Below are 25085 nucleotides of genomic sequence, written 5' to 3'. Positions count from 1 at the left end.
CCCACAAGGGGGCTTTAAACTCAGCCGTGAACCCGCACCCAGACACTCACCAACACCGTCGCCGCCATCAACCACGCCACGGCCGCCACCGCCAGCGAGGCCTCCAGCCTCATCCGGTCGACCATCACATACAACGTTGCCAGGTACACGAAATACGGGATGATCGACCACATGCCGAAGACGATGGTGGTCTTCAGGTCATCCACCGAACGGCCCTTGCCGACGATGTAATGAGCGATCAGGGCGAAGGTGGGAAACAGTGGCACCAGCCCGGCGATGTAGTAATTGCGGGTCTTGGCCAGCATGGCCAGGATGACCACTACGGCGGCGCCGAGCGCCGCCTTGAATATCAAGTCCACAGGTTGCGTCCCGGTCAGTGGCTCAGGCCATACTTTTTGACTTTGTCGAACAGCGTGGTCTTGGCCATGCCCAGTTCCTGGCTGGCCTGGGTCAGGTTGCCACCGCTGCGTTGCAGGGCATCCACCAGCAGATTGCGCTCGAAAGCTTCCACCGCCTCGGCAAAGCTCAGGGCCTGGCTGCCAGAACTGGCGCCGGATTTCTTGAAGGCCGGCAAGCCGAGGGCATAGCGTTCGGCGACGTTGCGCAGCTCGCGCACGTTGCCCGGCCAGTCATGGCTCATCAGGCTGGACAGCGTCTGGTTATCCAGCTCCGGCACCGCACGGTCGAAGCGCAAGGACGATTGCTGGAGGAAATGTTCGAACAGTTGCAGGATGTCTTCGCGTCGCTCGCGCAGGGGTGGTAGTTCCAGCGTCACCACGTTGAGGCGGTAATACAGGTCGCTGCGAAACTGCCCGGCGCGGCCCATCTCGTCCAGGTCGGATTTGGTCGCGGCAATCACTCGGCAATCCACGGCCACGCTCTGGTTCGAGCCCAGGCGTTCGAGGGTACGTTCCTGCAACACCCGCAGCAACTTGATCTGCAAGGGCAGGGGCATGCTTTCCACTTCGTCGAGAAACAGTGTGCCGCCATCGGCGTGCTCGATCTTGCCGATCCGGCGTTTACCGGCGCCGGTGAAGGCGTTGGCTTCGTGGCCGAAAATCTCGCTTTCGAACAGGTTCTCCGGCAGGCCGCCGCAGTTAAGGGCCACGAACTGTTTGTCGTGGCGCCGGCTGAAGTCATGCAGGCAGCGGGCGACCAGTTCCTTGCCGGTGCCGGTTTCACCTTCGATCAGCACATTGGCCGAGGTGTCGGCGACGTTGGCGATCAGCGCTCGCAGGTGCTGCATCGCGGGTGAGCGACCAATGATTCGACCTTCCAGGGAATCGCGTTCGGCCAGTTGCCGACGCAAGGAAAAAACCTCGCGGGCCAGGCCGCGCTGCTCCAAGGCACGGCGGGCGACGTCCACCAGGCGTTCGGGGGAGAAGGGTTTCTCCATGAAGTCGTAGGCGCCTTTCTGCATGGCGCCGACGGCCATGGAAATGTCGCCGTGGCCGGTGATCAGCACCACGGGCAGGCTGCGATCACGGGCCTTGAGGCGAGTCAGTAGCTCCAGGCCGTCGATGCCCGGCAGGCGGATGTCGCTGATGACAATGCCGGCAAAATCATCGCCGACCCGCTCCAAGGCTTCTTCGGCGCTGCTCACGCCAATGCATGGGATGTCCTCCAGACTCAGAGCCTGCTCACAGCCCAGCAGGACATGGGGGTCGTCTTCGACGATCAGTACGCTCAGGTCGTTGTTCATGGCTGCTCGGCAGGTAAAAGGCTTACCAACGGTAAACTCAGGACGAAGGTGGTGCCAGGCTCCACCGGGAACTCGACGCCCAGATGACCGCCGGCCGCCGCCGCGAGGCTCGCAGAAAGCGTCAGGCCCAGGCCCAGCCCTTGTTCGCCGGGTTTGGTGGTGAAGAACGGTTCGAACAAATGTTTGCGTGCTTGCGGATCGATGCCGTGGCCATTGTCCCGCACCCGCAGGCGATATTTGCCATCGGCGACCTGGCCTTCGAGCCACAGCCGCGGCTCGGGTTGGGTCTGCATGGCGTCCAGGGCGTTGCCGATCAGGTTCACCAGGATCTGCTCCAGGCGCGTCTGGTCGATTTGCACTTGTACGTCGTCGAAACCGTTGTGGATCTGGATGTCGAGCTTTTCAAGACGCTCGCCGAGCAATTGCAGGGCCGCTTCGACGGCCTTGCCCAGGCTGGCCCGGCCCTGGTCGTCCCCGCGCCTGGCAAAGGCGCGCAGACTGGCGGTGATGCGGCCCATGCGGTCGACCAGTTCGTTGATAGTCCTGAGATTGGTACTGGCGATGTCCAGCTGGCCGCGCTCCATGAAGCGCACGGTGTTGCCGGACAAGGTTCGCAGCGCCGCCAGCGGCTGGTTGAGTTCGTGTGCGATGCTGGTGGACATCTGACCGATGGCCGCCAGTTTGCCGGCCTGGACCAACTCGTCCTGGGCTCGGCGCAGGGTTTCCTCGGCCTGGCGTCGTTCGCGAATCTGACTCTTGAGCCGTTCGTTGCTGGCCCGCAGGTCGGTGGTGCGTTCGGTAATCCGACGCTCGAGCTGATTGTTGGCTTCCTGCAACGCTTCGCGGGCGGCGAGGCGGGTGGCGATGACCTTGCGCCGTTCGTTCCAGGCAATCAGCAGGAACGCCACCAGGGCGAAAGCCACGGCCACCAGGATGCCTTGGTTGATTGCCTGGCGGCGCAGGTCTTCAAGGGGCGTGAGCAGGGTAAAGTTCCACGGCGTATCGCTCAGGGGCCGGGTCTGCGACAGATAGCTGATGGCGCGCTCATCGGACACCAGCTCGGCGTTGGCTGGGAAGGTCAGCTTCTCCATGCCCTCGGCCAGCCGCTCCCGGGCCAGCGGCACCAGCTCATTCAGCGGGAACCAGTAATACTGCAGGCTGCGGGCCAGGCGTTCCTTGGTGTCGTCGCTCAGCGGGCGGACTGATTTGAGCCGTCGCGCCGGATCGCTGGAAAGAATGATGATGCCGTTCTCATCGCTGACGAACGCCTCCAGGCGCGCCCGCTGCCAGCGCTCTTCCATGGCTTCGAGGCGGACCTTGACCACGGCGACGCCGATGATTTTTCCCTGTTGTTCCAGGCCATGGGCCAGGTAATAGCCGGGCTCGCCGTTGGTACTGCCGATGCCATAGAAGCGCCCCGGTTCGCCGCGCACGGCGTTCTGGAAATAGGCACGGAAGGACAAGTCTTCGCCCAGGTAACTGTCGACGTCGCGCCAGTTGCTGGTGGCCATGACCCGGCCGGTGGTGTCCATCACATAGATGGCCCGGCTGCGGCTGCGCCGGTTCAGGCCTTCGAGGTATTCATTGACCGCCTTGCGATGCTCGGGCGTCGGGTCGTCGAGCAGGGCCGAGACGCCGGACTCCAGCTCCAGCAGGCTGGGCAGGTAGGTGTACTTGCTGATCTCGCTCTCGACCGCCCGTGCATGCAGCTCCAGCTGGCGCTCGCCGTTCTCGGCCAGGCCACGCACGCCGTAGTGCTCGCTGATCCAGAAGCCGAGATAACCCAGGCCGATCGTCAAGGCGATGATCAGCGGCGGCAGGAACAGATGACGGATCAGGCGGGGTTTCACGGCGAGTGATGGCGGCGCGGCGCGATAGAGGGTGGGGTCGCATTTCATCACAGAAGCCTTGGGTCAACCAGTATGCTGCGGTCGTCCTTCGAACGCGGCTCTGTGGCGAGGGAGCTTGCTCCCGCTCGGCTGCGAAGCAGTCGCAAAACGGTTCGTGCGGTGTGCCAGATGCAATGCATTTACCGGTTTGGGGTCGCTGCGCGACCCAGCGGGAGCAAGCTCCCTCGCCACAAGAGCAAGCGCGTCTAAAAGAAGGCGACGCTTAGTGCTGCAGGATTTTCTCAAGGAAATGCTGCGCACGTTCGGAGCGGGCGCTGATGTCGCCGAAAAACTCCTCTTTCGGGCAGTCTTCGATGATCTGGCCCTGGTCCATGAAGATCACCCGGTTCGCCACTTTACGGGCGAAGCCCATTTCGTGGGTCACGCACATCATGGTCATGCCTTCATGGGCCAGTTGCACCATCACATCGAGCACTTCGTTGACCATTTCCGGGTCAAGGGCCGAGGTCGGTTCGTCGAACAGCATCACCACCGGGTCCATCGCGAGGGCACGGGCAATCGCCACGCGTTGCTGCTGGCCGCCGGAGAGCTGGCCGGGGTGCTTGTGGGCGTGGGCGGAGAGGCCGACCCGGTCCAGCAGTTGCAGACCTTTCTTGGTGGCTTCTTCCTTGCTCCGGCCCAGCACCTTGATCTGCGCGATGGTCAGGTTCTCAGTGATGGTCAGGTGCGGGAACAGCTCGAAATGCTGGAACACCATGCCCACCCGCGAACGCAGTTTCGGCAGGTTGGTCTTCGGGTCGGCGATGGACGTGCCGTCGACCACGATGTCGCCTTTCTGGAACGGCTCCAGGGCGTTCACGCATTTGATCAGCGTGGACTTGCCCGAACCCGACGGCCCGCAGACCACCACCACCTCACCCTTGCTGACCTCGGTGCTGCAATTGGTCAGTACCTGGAAGTCCCCATACCACTTGTTGATGTTCTTGATAGAGATCATACGGCGAACCTTTTTTGCAGACGCTTGACCAGCAGCGAGGCGGCAAAGCTGATTGTGAAGTACACGAGACCTGCGACGATCAGGAACTCATTGGAGCGGCCGATGATGTCGCCATTGGCCCGCGAAGCATTGAGGAAGTCCACCAGGCCGACGGTGTAGACCAGCGAGGTGTCCTGGAACAGGATGATGCTTTGCTGCAGCAACAGCGGGGTCATCTTGCGGAACGCCTGGGGCAGGATGATCAGGCGCATGGTCTGGCCATAATTCATGCCCAGTGCCTGGGCGGCGCCCATCTGGCCCTTGGGGATCGACTGCACGCCGGCCCGGACGATTTCGCAGAAGTACGCGGCCTCGAACATCATGAACGCCACGACGCACGAACCGAATGCTCCGATTGGCGTGTCCTCGCCGGTGATCCAGCGCAGCACGAACGGCACCGCCAGGTAGAACCAGGTGATCACCAGCAGCAGCGGGATCGAACGGAAGTAGTTGACGTAGGCGCCGGCGATATTGGAGATCAGTTTGTTATGGGACAGGCGCATCAACGCCAGGAGAGTGCCCAGGATGATCCCGCCGACGACGCCCAGGGCCATCAGCTTGAGGGTCATCACCATGCCGTTCCACAGACCGGGAATGGCGGGGACGACGCCACTGAAATCGAATTCCATTATTTACCCCCCACGGAGATCAGGCCGGGCACCGCGACTTTCTTCTCGACCATGCGCATGAGCAGCATCAGGCTCATGTTCAGGGTGAAGTAGATCAGCGTCGCCAGGGTGAAGGCTTCGAACAGGTTGGCGGAGAACTCGGCGGTCTGCTTGGTCTGCGCGAGCAATTCCATCAGGCCGATCAGCGAGGCCACGGAAGAGTTCTTGAAGACGTTGAGGAATTCCGAGGTGAGCGGCGGAATGATGATGCGGTAGGCTTGAGGCAGCAGCACGTTCCAGTAGATCTGCGGCAGCTTGAAGCCCATGGCCCGCGCGGCGGATTCCTGGCCGCGTGGCAGCGCCTGGATACCGGTGCGCACCTGTTCGCAAACCCGTGCGGCGGTGAACAGGCCCAGGCACACCACGACGCTAAGGTAAGCCGAGGTGGTCGGGTTCAGGTCTTGCTTGTACCATTCCTGCAGGTTTTCCGGCAGCAGGTCGGGCACCAGGAAGTACCAGATGAACAGCTGGACCAGCAGCGGTACGTTACGAAACAGTTCCACGTAGCAGGTGGCGATACCCGACACCAGTCGGTTCGGCACAGTGCGCATCACACCCAGGATCGAGCCCAGTATCAGGGCGATGATCCAGGCGACGACGGCGATGGCGATGGTCCAGCCCAGGCCGGCGATGTACCAGTCGAGATAGGTCTCGCTGCCAACGCCGGTGGACTTGAAGAACACGCCCCAGTCCCAGTTGTAATTCATTAGGGTCTCCCCTCAGATCGTTCGATGTACAAGTGCCCGCCTGGGGAAGCTCCGTTCCCGCCCGGCCTTGAAGGCCAGGCACACCCGTCCGGCTCGACAGCCACCGGTTCGAGTGTTTCCTTATTGTCAGCTGGGAGTGACCATCCCCTGAAAGGGCCGCGCCCCTTCAGGAGATAAGGTTAGTCAGAAAAATCAGGACTTCTTGTCGTCAGCCGCTTTATCGGTCGGATTGGCGATCAGGGCCTTGAGCTCGTCGCTCATCGGGAAGTTCAGGTTCAGGTTTTTCGGTGGGATCGGCTGGGTGAACCATTTGTCGTAGATCTTGTTGATCTCGCCCGACGCGTAGGTGGCCTTGATGGCGTCATCCACGGCCTTTTTGAACGGCTCGTCGCCTTTGCGCATCATGCAGCCGTAGATTTCGTAGGACTGTGGGGTACCGGTAACAGCCCAGTCATCGGCTTTCTTGGCCTTGGCTGCTTCACCGGCCAGCAAGGCGTCGTCCATCATGAACGCGACGGCCCGACCCGACTCTAGCATCTGGAACGATTCGCCATGGTCCTTGGCGGAGATGACGTTCATGCCCATCTGCTTGTCGGCGTTCATGGCCTTGAGCAGGCGCTCGGAAGTGGTGCCGGCGGTGGTCACGACGTTCTTGCCTTTCAGGTCGTCGAAATCCTTGTACTTGGAATCTTTCTTGGACAGCAGACGGGTGCCGATCTCGAAGATACCCACGGAAAAGTCGACTTGCTGCTGGCGCTCGACGTTGTTGGTGGTGGAGCCGCATTCCAGGTCCACGGTGCCGTTCTGCACCAGTGGAATACGAGTCTGCGAAGTGACCAGGTTGTATTTGACCTGCAGATTAGGCAGGTCCAGGTCCTTTTTCAGCGCTTCGACGACTTTCAGCTGAATGTCGTGGGAATAGCCGACCGGTTTACCGGAAGCGTCCGCGATGTAGGAAAACGGAATGGAAGCGTCACGATGGCCGAGCGTGATGACGCCGGACTCTTTGATCTTTTTCAGCGTGCCGGTCAGTTCGGCTGCGAAAACCGGGGTGCTGATCAGAGCGGCAGCAATGGCTGCGCCCAGGATATGGGGAACGATACGCATCGATGTTTCCTCGACATTGTTTTTTTTATTCCGGCCGGTTCTTCGGCCCTGAGTACTTCGAAGTGCCTGTCGGCTCCTGTTGTGTTGGCTACAGGCATTCGTCTCGAGGAGTGTAGAGCATGACTCGTGCCAGGCCAGTCATGACTAGTTAACTATCTGTTTTTAAAGGTAATTAATCTTTTGTTTCAGGTTTGTTTGCCGGTTGTTTATCCGGTTGGCCGAACTGACTGTCGGGTCGTGTTCGGAAAACCGAATATCTGGAGGTGGTTAGGAACCTGTGAGAGCGAGCCTGCTCGCGATAACGGTCTATCAGTCAACATCAGTGTGGCTGACCCGACGTCATCGCGAGCAGGGAGGCGGGGTGGATTTCAGATAATAAAAAGCCCCTGAATCGTGGGATCCAGGGGCTTTGGTATCGCAGGCATCAATCAGGCCGCTTCAATCTTGCGCCGGTTATGCTCGACCTTATCCAGATACTGCTGCAGTTTTTCCTGCTCAGCCGCCGTGGTGAACAACCCCAGCTTACTGCGGCGCCACAGGATGTCCTGGGCATTGACCGCCCATTCGTCACTGCACAGGTAATCGACTTCCCGCGTGTAGAGGCCCCCGCCGATGTGCTCGCCCAGGTCGCCGAGGTTGTGCACGCCTTCGAGCATGCGCCAGGTGCGGCTGCCGTAGGTGGTCGCCCAGCGGCGGGCGATGTCGGTCGGCAGCCAGTCGAACTTGTCGCGGATCGCCGAGCACAAGGCTTGCGGGGTGGTCATGTTCTCGCCGCCAGGGAGTGTGGCGACTGCTGTCCAGCTCGGGCGCATCTGGGTGAAATACGGCGCCAATTGCGCCATGGCCGATTCGGCCAGCTTGCGATAGGTGGTCAGCTTGCCGCCGAACACCGAGAGCAGCGGGGCTTCCTTGTCACTGCCAGACAGCGCCAAGGTGTAGTCACGAGTGACGGCCGACGGGTTGTCGGATTCGTCGTTGCACAGCGGCCGCACGCCGGAATAGCTGTGCAGGATGTCTTCGCGGCTGATCTGCTTCTTGAAGTGGGCGTTGACCACTTTCAACAGATAGTCGGTCTCGCCTTCGGTAATTGCGACTTTGGCCGGGTCGCCAGTGTATTCGCGGTCGGTCGTGCCGATCAGGGTGAACTGGTTCAGGTACGGAATGGTGAACACGATGCGCTGGTCTTCGTTCTGAAGAATGTGTGCATGCTCGCCTTCGTAGAGTTTGGGCACGATGACGTGGCTGCCCTGAATCAGGCGGATCCCGTAGGGCGACTCCATCTTCAGGTCGTCACGAATGAATTTGGCGACCCATGGGCCGGCCGCGTTCACCAGCGCCTTGGCACGGATCGAAAACAGGCTGCCGTCGGCACGCTCCAGGTGCAAGTGCCAGAGGCCATTGCTGCGGCGGGCGTTCACGCAGCGGGTGCGGGTGTGAATATGGGCGCCCTGTTCCCGGGCGGCCATGGCGTTGAGCACCACCAGCCGGGCATCGTCGACCCAACAGTCGGAATATTCGAAACCTTTGGTGATTTCGTTCTTCAATGGACTGCCGGCATCGAACTTAAGGCTCTTGGAGCCCGCGAGCTGTTCGCGCTTGCCCAGGTGATCGTAGAGGAACAGGCCGGCACGGATCATCCAGGCCGGACGCAGATGCGGGCGGTGGGGCAGCACGAAACGCATTTGCTTGACGATGTGGGGAGCCTTGGTCAGCAGTACCTCACGCTCGGCCAACGCTTCTCGCACCAGGCGGAATTCATAGTGTTCAAGGTAGCGCAGACCGCCGTGGATCAGCTTGCTGCTGGCCGAGGAGGTATGGCTGGCCAGGTCGTCCTTTTCACACAGGAACACCGAAAGACCGCGACCGGCAGCGTCCGCGGCGATCCCCACACCATTGATGCCACCGCCAATGACGGCGATGTCGTAGATCTCGGCGAGAGGGGGCGTAGGCAAGGTAGAAGTGGGCATCGGCTGGCCTCGGGCTCTTTTCGTCATATTTGAATTCGAACATTAATGTTCATTTGCGAAAATACTAGCCCATATGGATGGCAGCTGCCAGTCGCCTTTGATTGAAAATACTGATCAAAGGAAGCTGAAAGGAAAATTTCCGAACCTGAGGGGGCGAGGGGTGGGCGCGACTTGCTCTTGTGGCGAGGGAGCTTGTTCCCGTTCGGCGGCGCAGCCGTCGTAAATCGGTGAATACGATCTTTCCGGGTAACTACGCCAGCCGGTTTGGGGCGGCTTTGCCCGAGGCGTCGGACCGTCCCGGCAGGAGCAAGCTCCCTCGCCACGGCGTTAAAGGAGGAAGGTCAGACCACTTCCAACCGAATCTTGTGCTGGCTCAACAACTGCGCCAGGGCTGGTACCGGTTGCTGATCGGTCACCAGGCAGTCGATCAGGCTGATGGGGCCGAGGCGGACCATCGCGTTGCGCCCGAACTTGCTCGAGTCCGCCGCCAGCAGCACTTGTCGGGCGTTGGCGATGATCGCCTGGGAGACGCGTACTTCCTGGTAGTCGAAATCCAGCAGGCTACCGTCCTCATCGATACCGCTGATGCCCACCAGGGCGAAGTCGACCTTGAACTGGTTGATGAAGTCGACGCTGGCCTGGCCGACCACACCACCGTCACGCCGTACGTTGCCGCCGGCGATCAGGACTTCGAAGTCGTCCTTGGCGCTCAGGATCGAGGCCACGTGCAGGTTGTTGGTGATGATCTTGAGGTGGTTGTGATTGAGCAGCGCCCGGGCAATGGATTCGGTGGTGGTGCCGATGTTGATGAACAGCGAGGCGTGGTCGGGGATCTGGGCGGCGATGGCTTCGGCGATGCGTTGCTTTTCGTCGCGCATCTGGTCGGCACGCATGGCGTAGGCGGTGTTTTCGACGCTCGAATCATAGGCAGCGCCGCCATGGTAGCGGCGCAACAGGTTCACTTCCGCCAATTGATTGATGTCACGGCGGATGGTTTGCGGGGTTACAACGAATAATTGCGCCATTTCCTCGATGCTGACATAGCCGCGCTCGCGGACCAGTTCGAGGATTTGCTGCTGACGGGGAGGCAGATTCATGGGCGTCCTTCGGGCTGCCGAAATATGCCCATGATGCCGCAGGAATCGACTCCCGGCCAGTTACAGAACCTTTATCGTACCCGGCTTTGGCTTATTCAGCGTCTTCGTGCGGCTCCCAGTCGCGGGTGCGGCTCACTGCTTTCTGCCAGCCCGCGTAAAGTTTTTCCTTCGCCGGCTCGTCCAGTTGAGGTTCGAATTCGCGCTCGATCACCGCTTTGCCGCGCAGTTCTTCCAGGCTGCCCCAGAAGCCGCACGCCAGGCCAGCCAGATAGGCCGCGCCTAGGGCTGTGGTCTCGCGCATTTTCGGGCGTTCGACCTGGGTGCCGAGAATGTCGGCCTGGAACTGCATCAGGAAGTTGTTCGCCACCGCACCGCCGTCGACGCGCAGGGCCTTGAGGCGTTCGCCCGAATCCTGCTGCATGGCATCGAGCACATCGCGGGTCTGGTAGGCAATCGACTCCAGTGCCGCGCGAATGATGTGATCGACCCGTACGCCGCGGGTCAGGCCGAACAATGCGCCGCGGGCATAGGGGTCCCAGTACGGCGCGCCCAGGCCGGTGAAGGCCGGCACCAAGTACACGCCGTTGGTGTCCTTGACCTTGTTGGCGAAGTATTCGGTATCGAAAGCGTCATTGATGATTTTCAGCTCATCACGCAGCCATTGCACCGTGGAACCGCCGTTGAATACCGCGCCTTCCAGGGCGTAGGCCACTTCGCCGCGAGGACCGCAGGCGATGGTGGTGAGCATGCCGTGATTGGACTTGACGGCCTTGGTACCGGTGTTCATCAGCAGGAAGCAGCCGGTGCCATAGGTATTCTTTGCCTGACCCGGTTCTACACACATCTGGCCGAAGAGGGCCGCCTGCTGGTCTCCGGCGATACCGCCGATGGCAATGCCGCTCTTGGTGCGGCCATAAATTTCCGAGGATGCCTTCACTTCCGGCAGCATTTCCCGCGGGACGTCGAGAATGTCCAGCATCTTCGCGTCCCATTCCAGCGAGTGGATGTTGAACAGCATGGTGCGAGAGGCGTTGGTGTAGTCGGTGACATGGACCTTGCCGCCGGTAAATTTCCAGATCAGCCAGCTGTCGACGGTGCCGAACAGCAACTCGCCGTTGCGCGCCCGTTCGCGGCTGCCTTCGACGTTATCCAGGATCCATTTGAGTTTGGTCCCGGAAAAATACGGGTCGGTTACCAGGCCAGTGGTTTCGCTGATGTACGGTTCGTGCCCATCGCGCTTGAGCTGCTGGCAGATTTCGGTGCTGCGCCGACATTGCCAGACGATGGCGTTGTAGATCGGCCGGCCGGTAGTCTTGTCCCAGACCACGGTGGTTTCACGCTGGTTGGTAATGCCGATGGCGGCGACCTGGTCATGGTGCAGGCCAGCCTGGGCCAGGGCTTCGACCATGACCGCGCTCTGGGTGGCAAAGATTTCCATCGGGTCATGCTCGACCCAGCCGGCCTGAGGGTAATGCTGGGCGAATTCGCGCTGGGCGGTGCAAACCACGTTCGCGTCACGATCGAAAATGATCGCCCGCGAGCTGGTCGTACCCTGGTCGAGGGCAATGATGTAGTTCTTGTTCTGAATGTCGGTCATGTCGATTGCCTTGGGACGTAAATAAGAGAGGAAGCCGTAGCGCATGCTCGAACGGCAGGAGCTTGCGCCGATCTGTTTCAGGACATTCCGGGCTTGCCGTCAATGGCTCGTTCTGCATCCTTTGTAGCCGCTGTGGCGCCAGGCAAATGGCGGGCAATCAACCCACGATAGGCGGCAGCACCGAGGCAAGCACCTATGATCGGTGCGAAAATCGGAACCAGGAAATACGGGATATCGCGTCCACCAGTGAGGGAAATTTCACCCCAGCCAGCGAAGAAAGTCATCAGTTTTGGTCCGAAGTCCCGCGCCGGGTTCATCGCGAAGCCGGTGAGCGGGCCCATGGAACTGCCGATCACCGCAATCAGCAAGCCGATCAGCAGCGGTGCCAGCGGGCCGCGGGGCAGGCCATTGTTATCATCGGTCAGCGACATGATCACCCCCATCAGGATCGCGGTAATGATGGCCTCCACCATGAAAGCTTGCCCGGTGGACAACGCCGCATGCGGGTAGGTCGAGAAGACCGAGGCCAGTTCGAGGCTGGCTTCAGTGCCACGAATCATCTGACGGGACTGTTCGAAATCGAAGAATAGGTTGCTGTACAACGTATAGACCAGGAACGCGCCGCAGAAAGCACCGGCGACCTGGCACAGGATGTAGAAGGGCAGTTTGCGTGTTTCGAAGTCGGTGAACAGGCACAGGGCGATGCTGACGGCAGGGTTCAGGTGCGCGCCGGAGACGCCAGCGCTGAGGTAGATCGCCATGCTGACACCGACGCCCCAGATGATGCTGATTTCCCACAAGCCGAAACTCGCACCCGCCACCTTGAGCGCCGCGACGCAGCCGGTACCGAAGAAAATCAGCAGGGCAGTCCCCAGGAATTCGGCCAGGCATTGGCTGGACAGGGGCGGCTGTTGAGAAGCAATAGTCATTCATACCTCGGTTTTTGTTTTTTTGCGGCGCACTCGTTAGCGCGATTTCCACCGGCGTTGCAGTTCCCATCCTGCGCTCGGGTTGTTGCTGAGACCTGTGTTTTTGCTTTCAGTTTCGAAAAAATATAGACAAGAAACGCTGAAGTCAAAGGTCGAAAGTGAACCGTCGGTCAAATTTCAATTATTCGTCGCGTGAATGGCTTTTTCTGAAGGGCAGGTCGGCGGGTGCGTTCCAGAGCCTTTTGGGGGCTGATGGCTTAGAATCCGGCCACTCTTTTCGGATTTCCTGCCAGGAGCGGTCATGACACCCGCATTGGATTTGCTTAAAAAAGTGCGCGCCGAACATCGCATTCACAGTTATGAACACGACCCTAAAGCCGCGTCCTATGGGCTGGAGGCGGCGGAAAAGCTTGGATTGGAACCGGCCCGGGTATTCAAGACCCTGCTGGCAGCCAGCGAGAAAGGCGAGCTTTTGGTGGCGGTCGTGCCCGTAGCCGGAAGCCTGGATCTCAAAGGCCTGGCCCACGCTGCCGGGGTGAAGAAAGTCGAAATGGCCGACCCGGCCGCTGCGCAGCGCTCCACCGGATATCTACTGGGCGGCATCAGCCCGTTGGGGCAGAAAAAGCGCCTGCGCACTTTTATCGACAGCTCGGCACAGCTTCTCCCGACTATCTTTGTCAGTGCCGGTCGGCGTGGGCTGGAGGTGGAGCTGGCGCCGTCGGTGCTGGCGGAGCACACCGGGGCGAAATTCGCCGATATCGGGCGGGTCTGATTGATTGGGGCTGCTGCGCCCGAAGCGTCGGACCGTCCCAGCGGCAGCAAGCTCCCTCGCCACAAGGGTGTCGAGCTCATCCAGCGCTGTCGGGTGAAAATTCTATGGATCTGTCACTGGATTACCCGCCCCCTGCGCCTCATGCTGGCCCGCTAATGACAAGGAGAAGTGCCATGCAGCTTGCGTTTCATCAGGTCGATGCGTTCAGTGACCGGCCGTTCGGCGGTAATCCCGCGATGGTCTATAGGCTCGATGCCTGGTTGGCCGATGATTTGATGCAGAAAATTGCCGCTGAACACAATCTGGCTGAAACCGCGTTCGTGGTACGCGAAGGCCAGTATTGGCATATTCGTTGGTTCACGCCCACCACGGAAGTGCCGTTGTGCGGGCATGCCACGTTGGCCAGCGCTTATGTACTGTTCGAGGTCTACCACGAAACGGCTGAGCGACTGGACTTCATCTGCAAATCCGGGCCGTTGAGCGTGACTCGCGAAGGCGAGCGACTGTGGCTGGATTTCCCGGCCATTACCCCGGTCGAGTTAGGGGCATCCCTGGCGGTCCAGAGTGCCCTTGGGGTGGATGTGGTGGATGTGCTGAGTTCCAACGAGCTGTTCGTGGTGCTGGAGTCGGAGCAAGCGGTGCTCGATTGCAAACCGGACATGGCGGCGTTGGCGAAGCTGCCCTGGCCGGGCGCAATAGTCACAGCACCGGGAAGCCGGCATGATTTCGTCTCGCGCTATTTCGCCCCGGCGATTGGTATCAATGAAGATCCGGTGACCGGTTCGACTCATTGCAGCCTGATCCCATACTGGTCCAGGCGCTTGGGCAAGCTGGGGCTAACCGCTTACCAATGCTCGACCCGGGGCGGGGCGTTGTTCTGTCGGCTGGAAGGGGAGCGGGTGAAGATAGGCGGAGATGCGAGGTTGGTGGCCAGTGGAACCCTTTCACTGGGCTGATCATTGGTACGGAGTCTGTGGCGAGGGAGCTTGCTCCCGCTGGGGCGCGTAGTGGCCCCAAAAAACATGCGAGCGCTGCGCACTCGAGCGGGAGCAAGCTCCCTCGCCACGAAATCATCCGAGAATCGACGAATCAATAGGCAGTGCTGTGCCGCCGCACGCCGTTCTCCACCACCGGCAGATGCGCCGCCGTGCTACCCGATGCCTGAAATAGCACCAGATGCTCAGCCGCCACGCGAATGCCGACACTGGCACCGACCTGATGGTCGGCGTGGCTCGGGAAAATCGATTCCAGTTGTGCGCCGGTCGGCAATTGCAGGCGATACAAGGTCGAAGCGCCCAGGAAAGTCTTGCCGACTATTTGCGCTTGGAGCGGGCAGTCCGGGGCGTAGACGATGTCGTCCGGTCGCAGCAATACATCCACCGCACAGCCGACAGGCCAGGTATAGGCTCGATTGCCGCGCAGGACGCCGAGTTCGGTCTGTACCGATTCAGGACTGTCGAGGCGACCGCGAATGAAGTAGCCCTGGCCGATGAAACTGGCGACGAAAGGTGTCAGCGGTTCGTGATACAGGTTGTAGGGCGTATCCCACTGCTCCAGGCGGCCTTCCTTGAATACCCCGACGTGATCACTCACCGCGAAGGCTTCCTCTTGGTCGTGGGTGACCAGGATCGCGCTGGTGCCGCGGGCCTTGAGGATATCGCGCACCTCATGGCTGAGCTTGCGTCGCAGCTCCCCGTCGAGGTTGGAGAAGGGCTCGTCGAGCAGCAGCAGCTGCGGTTCGGGTGCCAGCGCGCGGGCCAGTGCCACGCGTTGTTGCTGGCCGCCGGACAGCTCATGGGGAAAGCGCTTGCCCAGGTTCTTGAGGTTGACCAGTTCCAGCAGTTCTTCGACGACGCGAGCCTGGTTCGGGTGCTTGCGGATGCCAAAGGCAATGTTCTCGGCCACACTCAGGTGGGGGAACAGCGCGTAGTCCTGGAACACCATACCGATGCGGCGCTTTTCCGGTGCGAGGGTGAAGCCGGCGCGGGAAATGGTTTCCCCGGCCAGTTGGATTTCACCCTCGTGGACCGGCTCGAAGCCGGCAATGGCGCGCAGCGTCGTGGTCTTGCCGCAGCCGGACGAACCGAGCAGGCAACCGATATCACCGGCATTGAGGTGCAGGTTGAGGTTCTGGACGACCCGTTGGTCCTGGTAACCGCAGGCCAGGTTATGCAGATTCAGCAGCAGGGAATGGCTCATGCGTGGTGGTACGCCGGTTCGACCAGAAACTCCAGCAGGGCCTTCTGAGCATGGAGACGATTCTCTGCTTGCGCCCAAGCGACCGAGCGAGGGTCGTCCAGCAGGTCGACACTGATTTCCTCGCCCCGGTGGGCCGGCAGGCAGTGCATGAACAACACGTCGGCGTCCGCCAGATCGAGCAGGGCCCGGTTGACCTGCAGGGGCGCGAACAGCTGGAGGCGCTTGGCGGTTTCTTCTTCCTGACCCATGGAGGTCCAGACATCAGTGCTCACCAGGTGTGCACCGGCCACGGCCAGTTTCGGGTCGCGAACGATGCTCACCCGGTCTCCAGCCTTGGCGAGCAGCTCGGCGTTGGGGTCATAACCTTCCGGGCAGGCGATGCGCAGCTGGAAGTCGAACTGGATCGCCGCTTCTATATAGCTGTTGCACATGTTGTTGCCGTCGCCGATCCAGGCCACGGTCTTGCCCTGGATCGAGCCACGGTGTTCGAGGTAGGTCTGCATGTCGGCGAGCAACTGACAGGGGTGCAGGTCATCGGACAGGCCGTTGATCACTGGCACGCGGGAGTGGGCAGCGAATTCGGTCAGGGTGCTGTGGGCAAAGGTACGGATCATCACGGCATCGAGCATGCTCGACATGACGATCGCGCAGTCGCTGACCGGTTCGCCGCGGCCCAGCTGGGTGTCACGCGGTGACAGGAAGATCGCCTGGCCGCCCAGCTGGATCATCCCGGCTTCGAAAGAGATGCGAGTGCGGGTCGATGACTTCTCGAAGATCATCCCTAGCACGCGGTTTTTCAAGGGCTCGAACAGTACGCCGCGGTTACGCAGGTCTTTGAGCTCCACGCCTCGACGGATCACGGCGAGCAACTCATCGGGCGTGAAATCCATCAGGGAGAGAAAGTGCCTTGCGCTCATGATTGACTACCTTTTTGTAACGGACCGCAGATGCTCAAAGCCTTGTTCAAGGAAAAAACGGGCGAGACCTGCGGCAAAAGCCGCACGGGGCGACGAAAATAGGGGAAGGCGCGATATTGACATTAAATGTCGCGTCTTACCAATAGGGCTACGGTTTTTGGGGATTGCAGCGGGGCCATTCCCGGGCTGGGACGACGTTTGGGGCCGGTTTCCGGACAGCAGCGAATCATTTGTACACTGGCGCCGCGCCGCTTGGCAATCAAGCAGGGCCGATGCGCGAGGCGTCGGCGAGCGGTCGATGACCTGAGATCGGTGGCAGCACTCAGTGCTGTCGACCGCGAAACATTTCCTAATGCAAAGGCCTGAGTTATAAATGAACCCCGAGACGCAGGAGCGCCGAAATGGATTCGAAAGAGCAACAATTGATGGAACTGCTGGGGCTGACGACACGCTCCCTGACGCACCTCACTGCGTCGGTGACGTCCTTGTCGTTCGAACTGCTGCGCAGCGAGGACGAGGTCATCAAGGCCGCCGGTCGCCGGATGATCGACCGCATGGCAACCATCAGTGGCGGGCTCGACGAGCATTGGCGCCTGATTGGTGAGCTGACAGGCGAACCCATCGGCCAGGAGCAGGTGGAGACCGTAGAGGAAATCCAGCTACTGGCGCCGCCTCCCGACCATCCGTGAGACCATCTCATCGGCGGGCCTGATGCCCGGCAATTCACAGGACGAACGTCGCTGGCGCAGCCGGGAATCACCCGCCATAGTTTTGTTCCCGCGGCCGAAAGCGCCCGCCAAGAACAAAACAGAGACTGGCCATGACCAAGACTCTTCATCACCGTGCGTGCCATCTGTGTGAAGCCATCTGTGGCTTGACCCTCGAGACCACCGAAACCGAAGACCAGGGCCTGACGATCACCTCGATCAAAGGCGATGCGCTGGACAGCTTCAGTCGCGGCCACATCTGCCCCAAGGCGGTGGCGCTGCAAGATATTCAGAACGATCCGGATCGACTGCGCCAACCCATGCAGCGCGTCGGTGACGAGTGGCAGCCCATCGCCTGGGACGATGCCTTTGCCCTGGTCGCCGAACGGCTGGCGGACATCCAGGCCCGTCACGGCCAGAACGCGGTGGGGGTCTACCAGGGCAACCCCAGTGTTCACAATTATGGGTTGATGACCCACAGCAATTATTTCCTCGGCCTGTTGAAAACCCGGAGCCGCTTCTCGGCGACCTCGGTGGACCAACTGCCCCATCACCTGACCAGTCACCTGATGTACGGCCACGGCCTGCTGTTGCCGATCCCGGACATCGACCATACCGACTTCATGCTGATCCTGGGCGGCAATCCGCTGGCCTCCAACGGCAGCATCATGACCGTGCCGGATGTGGAGAAACGCCTCAAGGCGATCCAGTCCCGTGGCGGCAAAGTGGTGGTGGTCGATCCCCGCCGCAGCGAAACGGCGGCCATCGCCGATCAACACGTATTCGTACGCCCGGGGGGCGATGCCGCACTGCTGTTTGGCTTGCTCAACACGCTGTTCGACGAAGGGCTGGTGCGTGACAGTCATCTGCCGGTGGATGGCCTGGAGGATGTGCGCGAGGCCGTCGCCACATTCACGGCTGAAGCGATGGGCCCGCTCTGCGCGGTGCCTGCCGCGCAGATCCGGCAATTGGCGCGGGACTTCGCCGCTGCGCCGTCAGCGGTCTGCTACGGACGAATGGGCGTTTCGACTCAGGCATTCGGCACGCTATGCCACTGGCTGATCCAGCTGATCAACCTGGTCACCGGTAATCTCGACCGGGTCGGCGGTGCGTTGTGCACCGAACCGGCGGTAGACCTGGTGGCGACGACTTCCGGCGGCCATTTCAACCGTTGGCAGAGCCGCGTCTCCGGGCGCCCGGAGTATGCCGGTGAGTTGCCGGTATCGGCCCTGTCCGAGGAAATGCTGACCGAAGGCGAAGGGCAGATTCGGGCGCTGGTCACCGTCGCTGGCAACCCGGTGTTGTCCACCCCCAACGGGCGGCAACTGGAGCAGGCGCTGGATGGCCTGGAGTTCATGGTCAGCGTCGATCTGTATATCAACGAAACCACGCGCTACGCCGACCTGATCCTGCCGTCCACCTCGGCGCTGGAAAACGACCATTACGACACCACGTTCAACCTGTTTGCGGTGCGCAACGTGACCCGCTTCAACCGGGCGATCCTGCCCAAGCCCGAGGGGGCCTTGCACGACTGGGAAATCTTCGTCGGCCTGGCCAAGGCCTTCGCCGCCAGAACCGGCAAGGAACTCAAGCCGACCCTGCCGCCGGCGCAGATGATTGATCTGGGCCTGCGCTATGGGGCGTATGGCGATGCTTCACCACACAAGTTGTCCCTGGCAACCCTGTTCGACCATCCCCATGGCATCGATCTTGGCCCCCTCAAGCCCAACCTGGCGGCGCGTCTGAGAACCGAGAACCAACGGATACAGGCCGCGCCGGCGGTCATACTCGCCGACATTGCTCGCTTTGCCGCGTTGCAAGCACCGCAACCGGATGAGTTGCTGATGATTGGGCGACGCCACGTGCGCAGCAACAACTCCTGGATGCATAACTTCCATCGGCTGGTCAAAGGCAAGCCTCGTCATCAACTGCTGATGCACCCGGATGATCTCGCCACTCGGGGGCTCGTCGACGGGCAGCGGGTAAAGGTCAGTTCGCGAGTGGGCGTCATCGAAGTCGAAGTGCAAGGCAGCCTGGACATGATGAAAGGCGTGGTCAGCCTGCCACACGGTTGGGGCCACGCCCGGCCGGGCGTGCAGATGACCATCGCCCGTGGGCAGCCGGGCTCCAGCGCTAATGACTTGACCGATGACTGTCAGCTCGATGAGCTGTCCGGCAACGCGGCACTCAACGGTGTGCCGGTAAAGGTGGCGGCTGCGTGAATTTGTCCCTGGAGGAGACCGAGCAGGGCGCTCGGCTTTCCGTTACAATGCGCCACCGTGTCGACGATTTGAGTCGCGAAGTTTAAGCCGAGGTGCTCCGTGGATATCATCGAAACCATTAAAGACCAGATTGCCAACAACACTGTCCTGCTCTACATGAAAGGCTCGCCGAATGCGCCACAGTGCGGTTTCTCGGCCAAGGCTGCCCAGGCGGTGATGGCGTGTGGTGAGAAGTTTGCCTACGTGGACATCCTGCAGAACCCGGAAATCCGCGCCAACCTGCCTAAGTACGCCAACTGGCCAACCTTCCCGCAATTGTGGGTAGCGGGTGAGCTGGTCGGTGGTAGCGACATCATGACCGAGATGGCAGCTGACGGTTCGCTGCAAACCACGATCAAGGAAGCTGTCGAGAACGCAGCGAAGAAGGTCGACGCCTGATCCGAGGGCCGCTGTTCACCACTGACCCCTGTGGCTGAACGCGGACCCCTTGTGGGAGCGAGCTTGCTCGCGATAGCGGTGGGTCAGTTAGCATTTTTATACCTGACCCACCGCTATCGCGAGCAAGCTCGCTCCCACAGTGGATTGCGTATGGCCTGAAGCAGGCACAAAAAAGCCCCGCCTCTCGTCAAGAGGGCGGGGCTTTTTATTGGCTCGCCGGCGGGAAAGTTATTCTTCGCCCATCTGCGATTGCAGGTAGTTCTCAAGACCCACTTTGTCGATCAGGCCCAGTTGGGTTTCCAGCCAGTCGATGTGTTCTTCCTCGGACTCGAGAATATCTTCCAGCAGTTCGCGGCTACCAAAGTCGCCAACGCTTTCGCAATGGGCGATGGCGGCTTTCAGGTCGGCGTGGCCGGTGCGTTCGATACGCAGGTCGCACTCGAGCATTTCCCGGGTATGTTCGCCGATGTGCAGCTTGCCCAGGTCCTGGACGTTCGGCAGGCCTTCGAGAAACAGGATGCGCTTGATCAGCTTGTCCGCGTGCTTCATCTCGTCGATGGATTCGTGGTACTCGTGCTTGCCCAGCTTGTTCAGGCCCCAATCCTCGTACATGCGCGCATGCAGGAAGTATTGATTGATCGCGACCAGCTCATTGGCAAGGATCTTGTTGAGATGCTGGATGACTGTAATGTCGCCTTTCATGATGAGGCCTGCCCTGTAATAGCTGTGTATGGGGCAGAGTTTGAGCTGCGTATTTCCGAGTGTCAAACCTAAGTTATTGAATAATAAATGAAAATTAATCGGAATAAGAATGCTTGTGTTCCGCGTCTTGCCGCTAACTATTTGATTTGCGGGCATAAAAAAACCGGACATTGAGTCCGGTTCCTTGAAAAGCTGTTTTTACGCGGCGGTAAATTCCACTGGGTAGGGGATCGCTGCCTGTGCCGTCTGTGCCTTGGCGAGGGTTTCGCGAACCACTTCCTTGGCCAGGCACGCGCATTTGCCGCATTGGCTGGCTACGCCGGTGGCCTGGCGGACTTCGCGGTAGCTGCAGCAACCTTCATAGATCGCTTCGCGGATCTGTCCGTCGGTGACGCCAGTGCAGAGGCAAACATACATAAGTGAGAACCGTCGCTGGTTGTGGCCCAAGTGAGACGGATCTTAATGTTAACGAGAATGATTGTCAAAGTGGTTTCCGCGAGGCTTGGGCTAGAGCCGCGCCGGCCTGACGAACGGTTTTGGCTGGCACTCTGGCGATTTTTCGATAATGCCTAAAAACCGTTGAGGACACCCCAAATGCGCGGTGTATGATGGTCGGTCCTTGCGAAGCGGGTTCGTGTCACAGGGCTGTCGCCTCAGGATGGCAGGCTGGCCCGGACCTTGTTTTCACGTTACTACACCAGGAGATATCCAATGAGCGTACTCGTAGGCAAACAAGCCCCTGACTTCACCGTTCCAGCCGTCCTCGGCAACGGTGAAATCGTCGACAGCTTCACCCTGTCCTCGGCCATCAAAGGCAAATACGGCCTGGTGTTTTTCTACCCGCTGGACTTCACCTTCGTCTGCCCGTCCGAGCTGATCGCACTGGATCACCGCATGGACGACTTCAAGGCGCGCAACGTCGAAGTGATCGCTGTCTCGATCGACTCGCACTTCACCCACAACGCCTGGCGCAATACCCCGATCAACAACGGCGGTATCGGTCAGGTGAAATACACCATGGCTGCCGACATGAAGCACGAGATCGCCAAAGCCTACGACGTCGAGTCCGAAGGCGGCGTGGCGTTCCGTGGCGCGTTCCTGATCGACGACAAAGGCGTGGTCCGTTCGCAGATCATCAACGACCTGCCACTGGGCCGTAACATGGAAGAACTGATCCGTCTGGTCGACGCGCTGCAATTCCACGAAGAGCACGGCGAAGTCTGCCCGGCCAACTGGAAAAAAGGCGACAAGGGCATGACCGCATCGCCTGAAGGCGTTGCCGCTTACCTGGGCGAGCACGGCGACAAGCTGTAAGCGCACAAGGCATGAAAAAAACCGGCCCTCGATGGGCCGGTTTTTTTATGGGGTCTGAAGCCGGGCGCTGACCTGTGGCGAGGGAGCTTGCTCCCGCTGGGTGGCGTAGCCGCCCCAAGATATTGTGAGCGCTGCGCACTCAAGCGGGAGCAAGCTCCCTCGCCACACAGAGCAGAAGCTCGCGCCGGCAACGCCTCAGTCGTCGAAATCCTGCCAGCCGCCCATTTCCTTCCAGCGATTGACGATCCCGCAGAACAACTCGGCGGTCTTCTCGGTGTCGTAGCGGGCCGAGTGCGCCTCGCGACCATCGAAATCGATGTCGGCGGCCTGGCAAGCCTTTGCCAGTACGGTCTGGCCGTACGCCAGGCCGGCGAGGGTGGCCGTGTCGAAGCTGGAGAATGGGTGAAACGGGTTACGCTTCATGTCCAGGCGCGCGACGGCAGCGTTGAGGAAACCCAGGTCGAAGCTGCTGTTGTGGCCGACCAGGATCGCCCGCTTGCAACCGTTGGCCTTCAGCGCCTTGCGCACGCCCCGGAAGATGTCGGTCAGGGCTGTCTCTTCGCTGACCGCCATTCGCAGCGGATGGTCAAGCTTGATCCCGGTGAACTCCAGGGCCGCCGCTTCGACGTTGGCGCCCTCGAAGGGCTCGACGCGGAAGAAATAGGTGTGGTCAGGGAACACGAAGCCTTTTTCGTCCATGCCGATAGTAGTGGCGGCGATTTCCAGCAGGGCATCGGTAGCGGAGTTGAACCCGCCGGTCTCTACATCGACGACAACGGGCAGGTAGCCGCGGAAACGGGCCGCCATCGGGTGACGGGCACCGCCCGAACCACCATTGCCGTCCAGTTCATCGTCGAAATGATCTTCACTCACGCGTTTTCCTCCAGCAGGCGCCAGCGCAGTTTTTCACCGGCGCGCAGCGGGATGACGGTCTGCTCGCCGAATGGCAGGCTGACGGGGGCGGTCCATTCGTCGCGGACCAGGGTAATACGGTCGGTGTTCACCGGCAGGCCATAGAAGCGCGGGCCGTGCAGGCTGGCGAAGCCTTCGAGCTTGTCCAGTGCGTTGCGCTGCTCGAATGCCTCGGCGTACATCTCGATGGCGGCATAGGCGGTGTAGCAGCCGGCGCAGCCACAGGCCGCTTCCTTGGCGTGCCGGGCGTGGGGCGCCGAGTCCGTGCCGAGGAAAAACTTGGCGCTGCCGCTCGTGGCGGCGTCGAGCAAGGCTTCCTGATGGGTGTTGCGCTTGAGGATCGGCAGGCAATAGAAGTGCGGACGGATTCCGCCCACCAGCATGTGGTTGCGGTTGTACAGCAGGTGATGCGCGGTGATGGTCGCGCCGACGTTGGCCGGGGCCTCGTTGACGAACTGCACGGCATCGCCGGTGGTGATGTGTTCGAACACCACCTTGAGGGTCGGGAAGCGCTCCACGACGCGGCGCATGTGCTCGTCGATGAAAATTTTCTCGCGGTCGAAGACATCCACGTCGCCGCGGGTCACCTCACCGTGAATCAACAACGGCATCCCGACTTCGGCCATGGCTTCCAGCGCCGGGAAGATCTTGTCGATGCTGGTGACACCGGAATCGGAGTTGGTGGTCGCGCCGGCGGGGTACAGCTTGGCGGCGTGGACGAAGCCGCTGGCCTTGGCGTCGCGGATCTCTTCGGGCTGGGTGCGGTCGGTGAGGTACAGCACCATCAGCGGCTCGAAGCGGCTGCCGGCCGGGCGCGCGGCGAGGATGCGCTGGCGATAGCCATCGGCCTCGGCGGCATTGCGCACCGGCGGGACCAGGTTAGGCATGATGATCGCGCGCCCGAAGGTACGCGCGACATCGGCGACGGTATGGGTCAACACAGCACCATCGCGAAGATGAATATGCCAGTCGTCGGGACGCAGCAGGGTCAGGCGGTCGGACATGGGGGGCTTCCAGGCGGGTCAAACTCTGGGGAATGCTACCGGAAAAGACCGATTCAGGCACCCGCTATCAAGTTCTTGCCCAAGCGACCGATAGCTCCTACAGGTGTGCCACCAATCCGGCAGTGTCGGGAGCGGCGTCATACCCCCAAGCGTGTGTCGACCTTTGTACAAAAGCCAGTGGAGCCGCCCGTGCGCCAGCGTTATCTAGCCTTGCTCAGTGTGTTTGCCAGCCTTCCCGCGATGGCGCTCACTTTCCAGACCCGTCTGGAGAACATTGAGTGGACGGTCGAAGGTGACAAGTTCGAATGCCGGTTGAGTCAGCCGATCACCGATTTCGGCAGCGGCGAATTCGTGCGTCGGGCGGGCGAACAGGCCACATTCCGCCTCAAGGCCTATAACCCGATGCTCGGTGGCGGGTCGGCCACGTTGCTGGCAGCGGCCGCGCCCTGGCAGCCGGGGCGGGGCGACATCAACCTGGGCTCGGTCAGGATCGGCAGCGGCGACGTGCTGTTCAACAGTTCCCAGATCCAGGCGGGCCGGTTGATCAGCGGCCTGATGGAAGGTCGCAGCCCGGTGGTGCGGCGCAATACTGAAGACGGGCGGGTCTCGGAAGTCCGTCTGCTGCCCGTGCGGTTCAACAAGGCCTTCAATGACTATCAAGGTTGCGTGGCGAAGTTGTTGCCAAAGAATTTCGAGCAGGTGAAAGAAACCCAGATCGGCTTCCCGGGCGAAGAAGTCGAACTCGATGCCCGGGCCAAGGCGCAGTTGCAAGTCATGCTCGACTTCATCAAGGCCGACCCGAGCGTCAACCATGTGGAGCTGGACGGTCATTCCGACAACAGCGGCAACCGCCTGACCAACCGTGAGCTGTCGCGCCGTCGGGCCCTGGCGGTGCAAGAGTTTTTCAAGGCCAACGGTTTCCAGGAGTCGCAGATTACCGTGCGCTTCCATGGCGAACGTTATCCCTTGGTGCCCAATACCAGCGCGGCCAACCGGGCCAAGAACCGTCGTGTCGTCGTGCACTTGTCGCGCGTGCCTGTGACGCAAGTCCCGGCGCCCGCTGCACAGCCCCCAGCTCCCGCGCCTCAAGCCGCGCCGCCTGCGGCTCCGGCCAAGGTCCCGGCACCGGCTGCCGCGCCAGCCAAGGCACCTGCCGCGACGCCTGCCGCCGCGACGGCGCGTACCTCCTGAGCGGTTTTTAATCGTCGCGCTCTCGACATAATCTGTCGCTTCGTCGT

The 25085-nt window shown here is 61.0% G+C and carries 24 protein-coding genes; 7 read left to right on the top strand and 17 right to left on the bottom strand.

The features are described 5' to 3' along the window. Nucleotides 1-20: 20 nt before the first annotated feature. From ACLEJQ_RS11900 to ACLEJQ_RS11850, 11 genes are all read right to left on the bottom strand, one after another. Complete coding sequence (locus ACLEJQ_RS11900; RefSeq protein WP_170862026.1) at nt 21-350, bottom strand: GlpM family protein; 330 nt, start codon at nt 348-350, stop codon at nt 21-23. A 23-nt stretch (nt 351-373) separates the two neighbouring features. Next, complete coding sequence (locus ACLEJQ_RS11895; protein ID WP_440795137.1) at nt 374-1702, bottom strand: sigma-54-dependent transcriptional regulator; 1329 nt, start codon at nt 1700-1702, stop codon at nt 374-376. Further along, nucleotides 1699-3600 carry a sensor histidine kinase gene (locus tag ACLEJQ_RS11890; protein ID WP_440795135.1) on the bottom strand — a complete coding sequence of 634 codons (1902 nt, stop codon included), beginning with the start codon at nt 3598-3600 and terminating at the stop codon, nt 1699-1701. Before ACLEJQ_RS11890 ends, ACLEJQ_RS11895 begins: the two co-directional genes overlap by 4 nt. 214 nt (nt 3601-3814) lie before the next feature. Continuing rightward, nucleotides 3815-4549 (bottom strand): amino acid ABC transporter ATP-binding protein, encoded by a 735-nt coding sequence (locus tag ACLEJQ_RS11885; protein ID WP_024779491.1) that lies wholly within the window; start codon nt 4547-4549, stop codon nt 3815-3817. Then, the gene (locus ACLEJQ_RS11880) at nt 4546-5217 is read right to left on the bottom strand and encodes an amino acid ABC transporter permease (RefSeq protein WP_440795132.1); all 672 of its coding nucleotides are present in this window, start codon (nt 5215-5217) and stop codon (nt 4546-4548) included. Before ACLEJQ_RS11880 ends, ACLEJQ_RS11885 begins: the two co-directional genes overlap by 4 nt. Continuing rightward, nucleotides 5217-5963: an amino acid ABC transporter permease gene (locus ACLEJQ_RS11875; RefSeq protein WP_440795130.1), complete on the bottom strand. Its 747-nt coding sequence runs from the start codon at nt 5961-5963 to the stop codon at nt 5217-5219. Before ACLEJQ_RS11875 ends, ACLEJQ_RS11880 begins: the two co-directional genes overlap by 1 nt. Before the next feature lie 192 nt (nt 5964-6155). Beyond that, nucleotides 6156-7070, bottom strand: coding sequence for a glutamate/aspartate ABC transporter substrate-binding protein (locus tag ACLEJQ_RS11870; RefSeq protein WP_440795128.1), 915 nt, complete (start codon nt 7068-7070; stop codon nt 6156-6158). Nucleotides 7071-7498: 428 nt separating this feature from the next. Next, nucleotides 7499-9037, bottom strand: a complete 1539-nt coding sequence (glpD, locus tag ACLEJQ_RS11865; RefSeq protein ID WP_440795126.1) for a glycerol-3-phosphate dehydrogenase — start codon at nt 9035-9037, stop codon at nt 7499-7501. A 341-nt stretch (nt 9038-9378) separates the two neighbouring features. After that, nucleotides 9379-10134, bottom strand: coding sequence for a DeoR/GlpR family transcriptional regulator (locus ACLEJQ_RS11860; RefSeq protein ID WP_440795124.1), 756 nt, complete (start codon nt 10132-10134; stop codon nt 9379-9381). Between the two features lie 91 nt (nt 10135-10225). Then, nucleotides 10226-11731, bottom strand: coding sequence for a glycerol kinase GlpK (gene glpK / locus ACLEJQ_RS11855; protein ID WP_440795122.1), 1506 nt, complete (start codon nt 11729-11731; stop codon nt 10226-10228). 77 nt (nt 11732-11808) lie between these two features. Further along, nucleotides 11809-12660 carry an MIP/aquaporin family protein gene (locus ACLEJQ_RS11850; RefSeq protein WP_440795120.1) on the bottom strand — a complete coding sequence of 284 codons (852 nt, stop codon included), beginning with the start codon at nt 12658-12660 and terminating at the stop codon, nt 11809-11811. Between the two features lie 301 nt (nt 12661-12961). Between ACLEJQ_RS11850 and ybaK the strand changes: the two genes are divergently transcribed. Then, on the top strand, nt 12962-13432 hold the full coding sequence (gene ybaK, locus ACLEJQ_RS11845) for a Cys-tRNA(Pro) deacylase (RefSeq protein ID WP_440795118.1): 471 nt from the start codon (nt 12962-12964) through the stop codon (nt 13430-13432). A 173-nt stretch (nt 13433-13605) separates the two neighbouring features. Next, nucleotides 13606-14388 carry a PhzF family phenazine biosynthesis protein gene (locus ACLEJQ_RS11840; RefSeq protein WP_440795116.1) on the top strand — a complete coding sequence of 261 codons (783 nt, stop codon included), beginning with the start codon at nt 13606-13608 and terminating at the stop codon, nt 14386-14388. Nucleotides 14389-14521: 133 nt separating this feature from the next. Here ACLEJQ_RS11840 and ACLEJQ_RS11835 read toward each other — a convergent pair whose 3' ends face one another. Together ACLEJQ_RS11835 and argF are read right to left on the bottom strand one after the other, a co-directional pair. Beyond that, entirely contained in the window at nt 14522-15631 is a 1110-nt protein-coding gene (locus ACLEJQ_RS11835; protein WP_440795114.1) for an ABC transporter ATP-binding protein, read from the bottom strand. Continuing rightward, entirely contained in the window at nt 15628-16548 is a 921-nt protein-coding gene (argF, locus tag ACLEJQ_RS11830) for an ornithine carbamoyltransferase (RefSeq protein WP_440795112.1), read from the bottom strand. Before argF ends, ACLEJQ_RS11835 begins: the two co-directional genes overlap by 4 nt. A gap of 401 nt (nt 16549-16949) precedes the next feature. On the opposite strand from argF, the gene ACLEJQ_RS11825 reads away from it, so the two are divergent. The 3 genes from ACLEJQ_RS11825 to grxD all read left to right on the top strand — a co-directional run bounded on the left by ACLEJQ_RS11825 (nt 16950) and on the right by grxD (nt 19915). Next, the gene (locus ACLEJQ_RS11825) at nt 16950-17237 is read left to right on the top strand and encodes a hypothetical protein (RefSeq protein ID WP_440795110.1); all 288 of its coding nucleotides are present in this window, start codon (nt 16950-16952) and stop codon (nt 17235-17237) included. A 131-nt stretch (nt 17238-17368) separates the two neighbouring features. Continuing rightward, complete coding sequence (locus tag ACLEJQ_RS11820; protein WP_440795108.1) at nt 17369-19477, top strand: molybdopterin oxidoreductase family protein; 2109 nt, start codon at nt 17369-17371, stop codon at nt 19475-19477. 99 nt (nt 19478-19576) lie between these two features. Next, a complete protein-coding gene (grxD, locus tag ACLEJQ_RS11815) occupies nt 19577-19915 on the top strand; it encodes a Grx4 family monothiol glutaredoxin (RefSeq protein ID WP_440795106.1) in 339 nt (112 codons plus the stop codon). A 228-nt stretch (nt 19916-20143) separates the two neighbouring features. Here grxD and bfr read toward each other — a convergent pair whose 3' ends face one another. Together bfr and ACLEJQ_RS11805 are read right to left on the bottom strand one after the other, a co-directional pair. Continuing rightward, the gene (bfr, locus tag ACLEJQ_RS11810) at nt 20144-20617 is read right to left on the bottom strand and encodes a bacterioferritin (protein ID WP_003178701.1); all 474 of its coding nucleotides are present in this window, start codon (nt 20615-20617) and stop codon (nt 20144-20146) included. Between the two features lie 198 nt (nt 20618-20815). Then, nucleotides 20816-21034: a bacterioferritin-associated ferredoxin gene (locus tag ACLEJQ_RS11805; RefSeq protein WP_440795104.1), complete on the bottom strand. Its 219-nt coding sequence runs from the start codon at nt 21032-21034 to the stop codon at nt 20816-20818. 294 nt (nt 21035-21328) lie between these two features. Here ACLEJQ_RS11805 and ACLEJQ_RS11800 point away from each other — a divergent pair, with 294 nt between their 5' ends. Continuing rightward, nucleotides 21329-21931, top strand: a complete 603-nt coding sequence (locus ACLEJQ_RS11800; protein WP_106270441.1) for a peroxiredoxin — start codon at nt 21329-21331, stop codon at nt 21929-21931. A gap of 195 nt (nt 21932-22126) precedes the next feature. Here ACLEJQ_RS11800 and rnt read toward each other — a convergent pair whose 3' ends face one another. Both rnt and pyrC read right to left on the bottom strand, forming a co-directional pair. After that, nucleotides 22127-22804, bottom strand: coding sequence for a ribonuclease T (gene rnt / locus ACLEJQ_RS11795; RefSeq protein WP_003204947.1), 678 nt, complete (start codon nt 22802-22804; stop codon nt 22127-22129). Further along, nucleotides 22801-23847 (bottom strand): dihydroorotase, encoded by a 1047-nt coding sequence (gene pyrC / locus ACLEJQ_RS11790; RefSeq protein ID WP_245139439.1) that lies wholly within the window; start codon nt 23845-23847, stop codon nt 22801-22803. Before pyrC ends, rnt begins: the two co-directional genes overlap by 4 nt. 189 nt (nt 23848-24036) lie before the next feature. Here pyrC and ACLEJQ_RS11785 point away from each other — a divergent pair, with 189 nt between their 5' ends. Further along, nucleotides 24037-25038 (top strand): flagellar protein MotY, encoded by a 1002-nt coding sequence (locus ACLEJQ_RS11785; RefSeq protein WP_440795101.1) that lies wholly within the window; start codon nt 24037-24039, stop codon nt 25036-25038. Nucleotides 25039-25085 lie beyond the last annotated feature (47 nt).

It is taken from the genome of Pseudomonas sp. SMV71 (assembly GCF_052042015.1).
Classification (GTDB): Bacteria; Pseudomonadota; Gammaproteobacteria; order Pseudomonadales; family Pseudomonadaceae; genus Aquipseudomonas.
The sequence above is the reverse complement of the archived record's forward strand: the minus strand, read 5'-3'. Positions and strand labels throughout refer to the sequence as shown.

Bases quoted from the DNA above. Each gene is read 5' to 3' on its own strand.
- ACLEJQ_RS11835 (WP_440795114.1), bottom strand. From the start codon at position 15,631: ATGAGCCATTCCCTGCTGCTGAATCTGCATAACCTGGCCTGCGGTTAC.
- ACLEJQ_RS11880 (WP_440795132.1), bottom strand. From the start codon at position 5,217: ATGGAATTCGATTTCAGTGGCGTCGTCCCCGCCATTCCCGGTCTGTGG.
- ACLEJQ_RS11825 (WP_440795110.1), top strand. From the start codon at position 16,950: ATGGATTCGAAAGAGCAACAATTGATGGAACTGCTGGGGCTGACGACA.
- bfr (WP_003178701.1), bottom strand. From the start codon at position 20,617: ATGAAAGGCGACATTACAGTCATCCAGCATCTCAACAAGATCCTTGCC.
- ACLEJQ_RS11800 (WP_106270441.1), top strand. From the start codon at position 21,329: ATGAGCGTACTCGTAGGCAAACAAGCCCCTGACTTCACCGTTCCAGCC.
- ACLEJQ_RS11875 (WP_440795130.1), bottom strand. From the start codon at position 5,963: ATGAATTACAACTGGGACTGGGGCGTGTTCTTCAAGTCCACCGGCGTT.
- glpD (WP_440795126.1), bottom strand. From the start codon at position 9,037: ATGCCCACTTCTACCTTGCCTACGCCCCCTCTCGCCGAGATCTACGAC.
- ACLEJQ_RS11890 (WP_440795135.1), bottom strand. From the start codon at position 3,600: ATGAAATGCGACCCCACCCTCTATCGCGCCGCGCCGCCATCACTCGCC.
- ACLEJQ_RS11895 (WP_440795137.1), bottom strand. From the start codon at position 1,702: ATGAACAACGACCTGAGCGTACTGATCGTCGAAGACGACCCCCATGTC.
- ACLEJQ_RS11820 (WP_440795108.1), top strand. From the start codon at position 17,369: ATGACCAAGACTCTTCATCACCGTGCGTGCCATCTGTGTGAAGCCATC.
- ACLEJQ_RS11860 (WP_440795124.1), bottom strand. From the start codon at position 10,134: ATGAATCTGCCTCCCCGTCAGCAGCAAATCCTCGAACTGGTCCGCGAG.
- pyrC (WP_245139439.1), bottom strand. From the start codon at position 23,847: ATGTCCGACCGCCTGACCCTGCTGCGTCCCGACGACTGGCATATTCAT.
- glpK (WP_440795122.1), bottom strand. From the start codon at position 11,731: ATGACCGACATTCAGAACAAGAACTACATCATTGCCCTCGACCAGGGT.
- ACLEJQ_RS11840 (WP_440795116.1), top strand. From the start codon at position 13,606: ATGCAGCTTGCGTTTCATCAGGTCGATGCGTTCAGTGACCGGCCGTTC.
- ACLEJQ_RS11870 (WP_440795128.1), bottom strand. From the start codon at position 7,070: ATGCGTATCGTTCCCCATATCCTGGGCGCAGCCATTGCTGCCGCTCTG.
- ACLEJQ_RS11850 (WP_440795120.1), bottom strand. From the start codon at position 12,660: ATGACTATTGCTTCTCAACAGCCGCCCCTGTCCAGCCAATGCCTGGCC.
- ACLEJQ_RS11885 (WP_024779491.1), bottom strand. From the start codon at position 4,549: ATGATCTCTATCAAGAACATCAACAAGTGGTATGGGGACTTCCAGGTA.
- ybaK (WP_440795118.1), top strand. From the start codon at position 12,962: ATGACACCCGCATTGGATTTGCTTAAAAAAGTGCGCGCCGAACATCGC.
- argF (WP_440795112.1), bottom strand. From the start codon at position 16,548: ATGAGCGCAAGGCACTTTCTCTCCCTGATGGATTTCACGCCCGATGAG.
- ACLEJQ_RS11805 (WP_440795104.1), bottom strand. From the start codon at position 21,034: ATGTATGTTTGCCTCTGCACTGGCGTCACCGACGGACAGATCCGCGAA.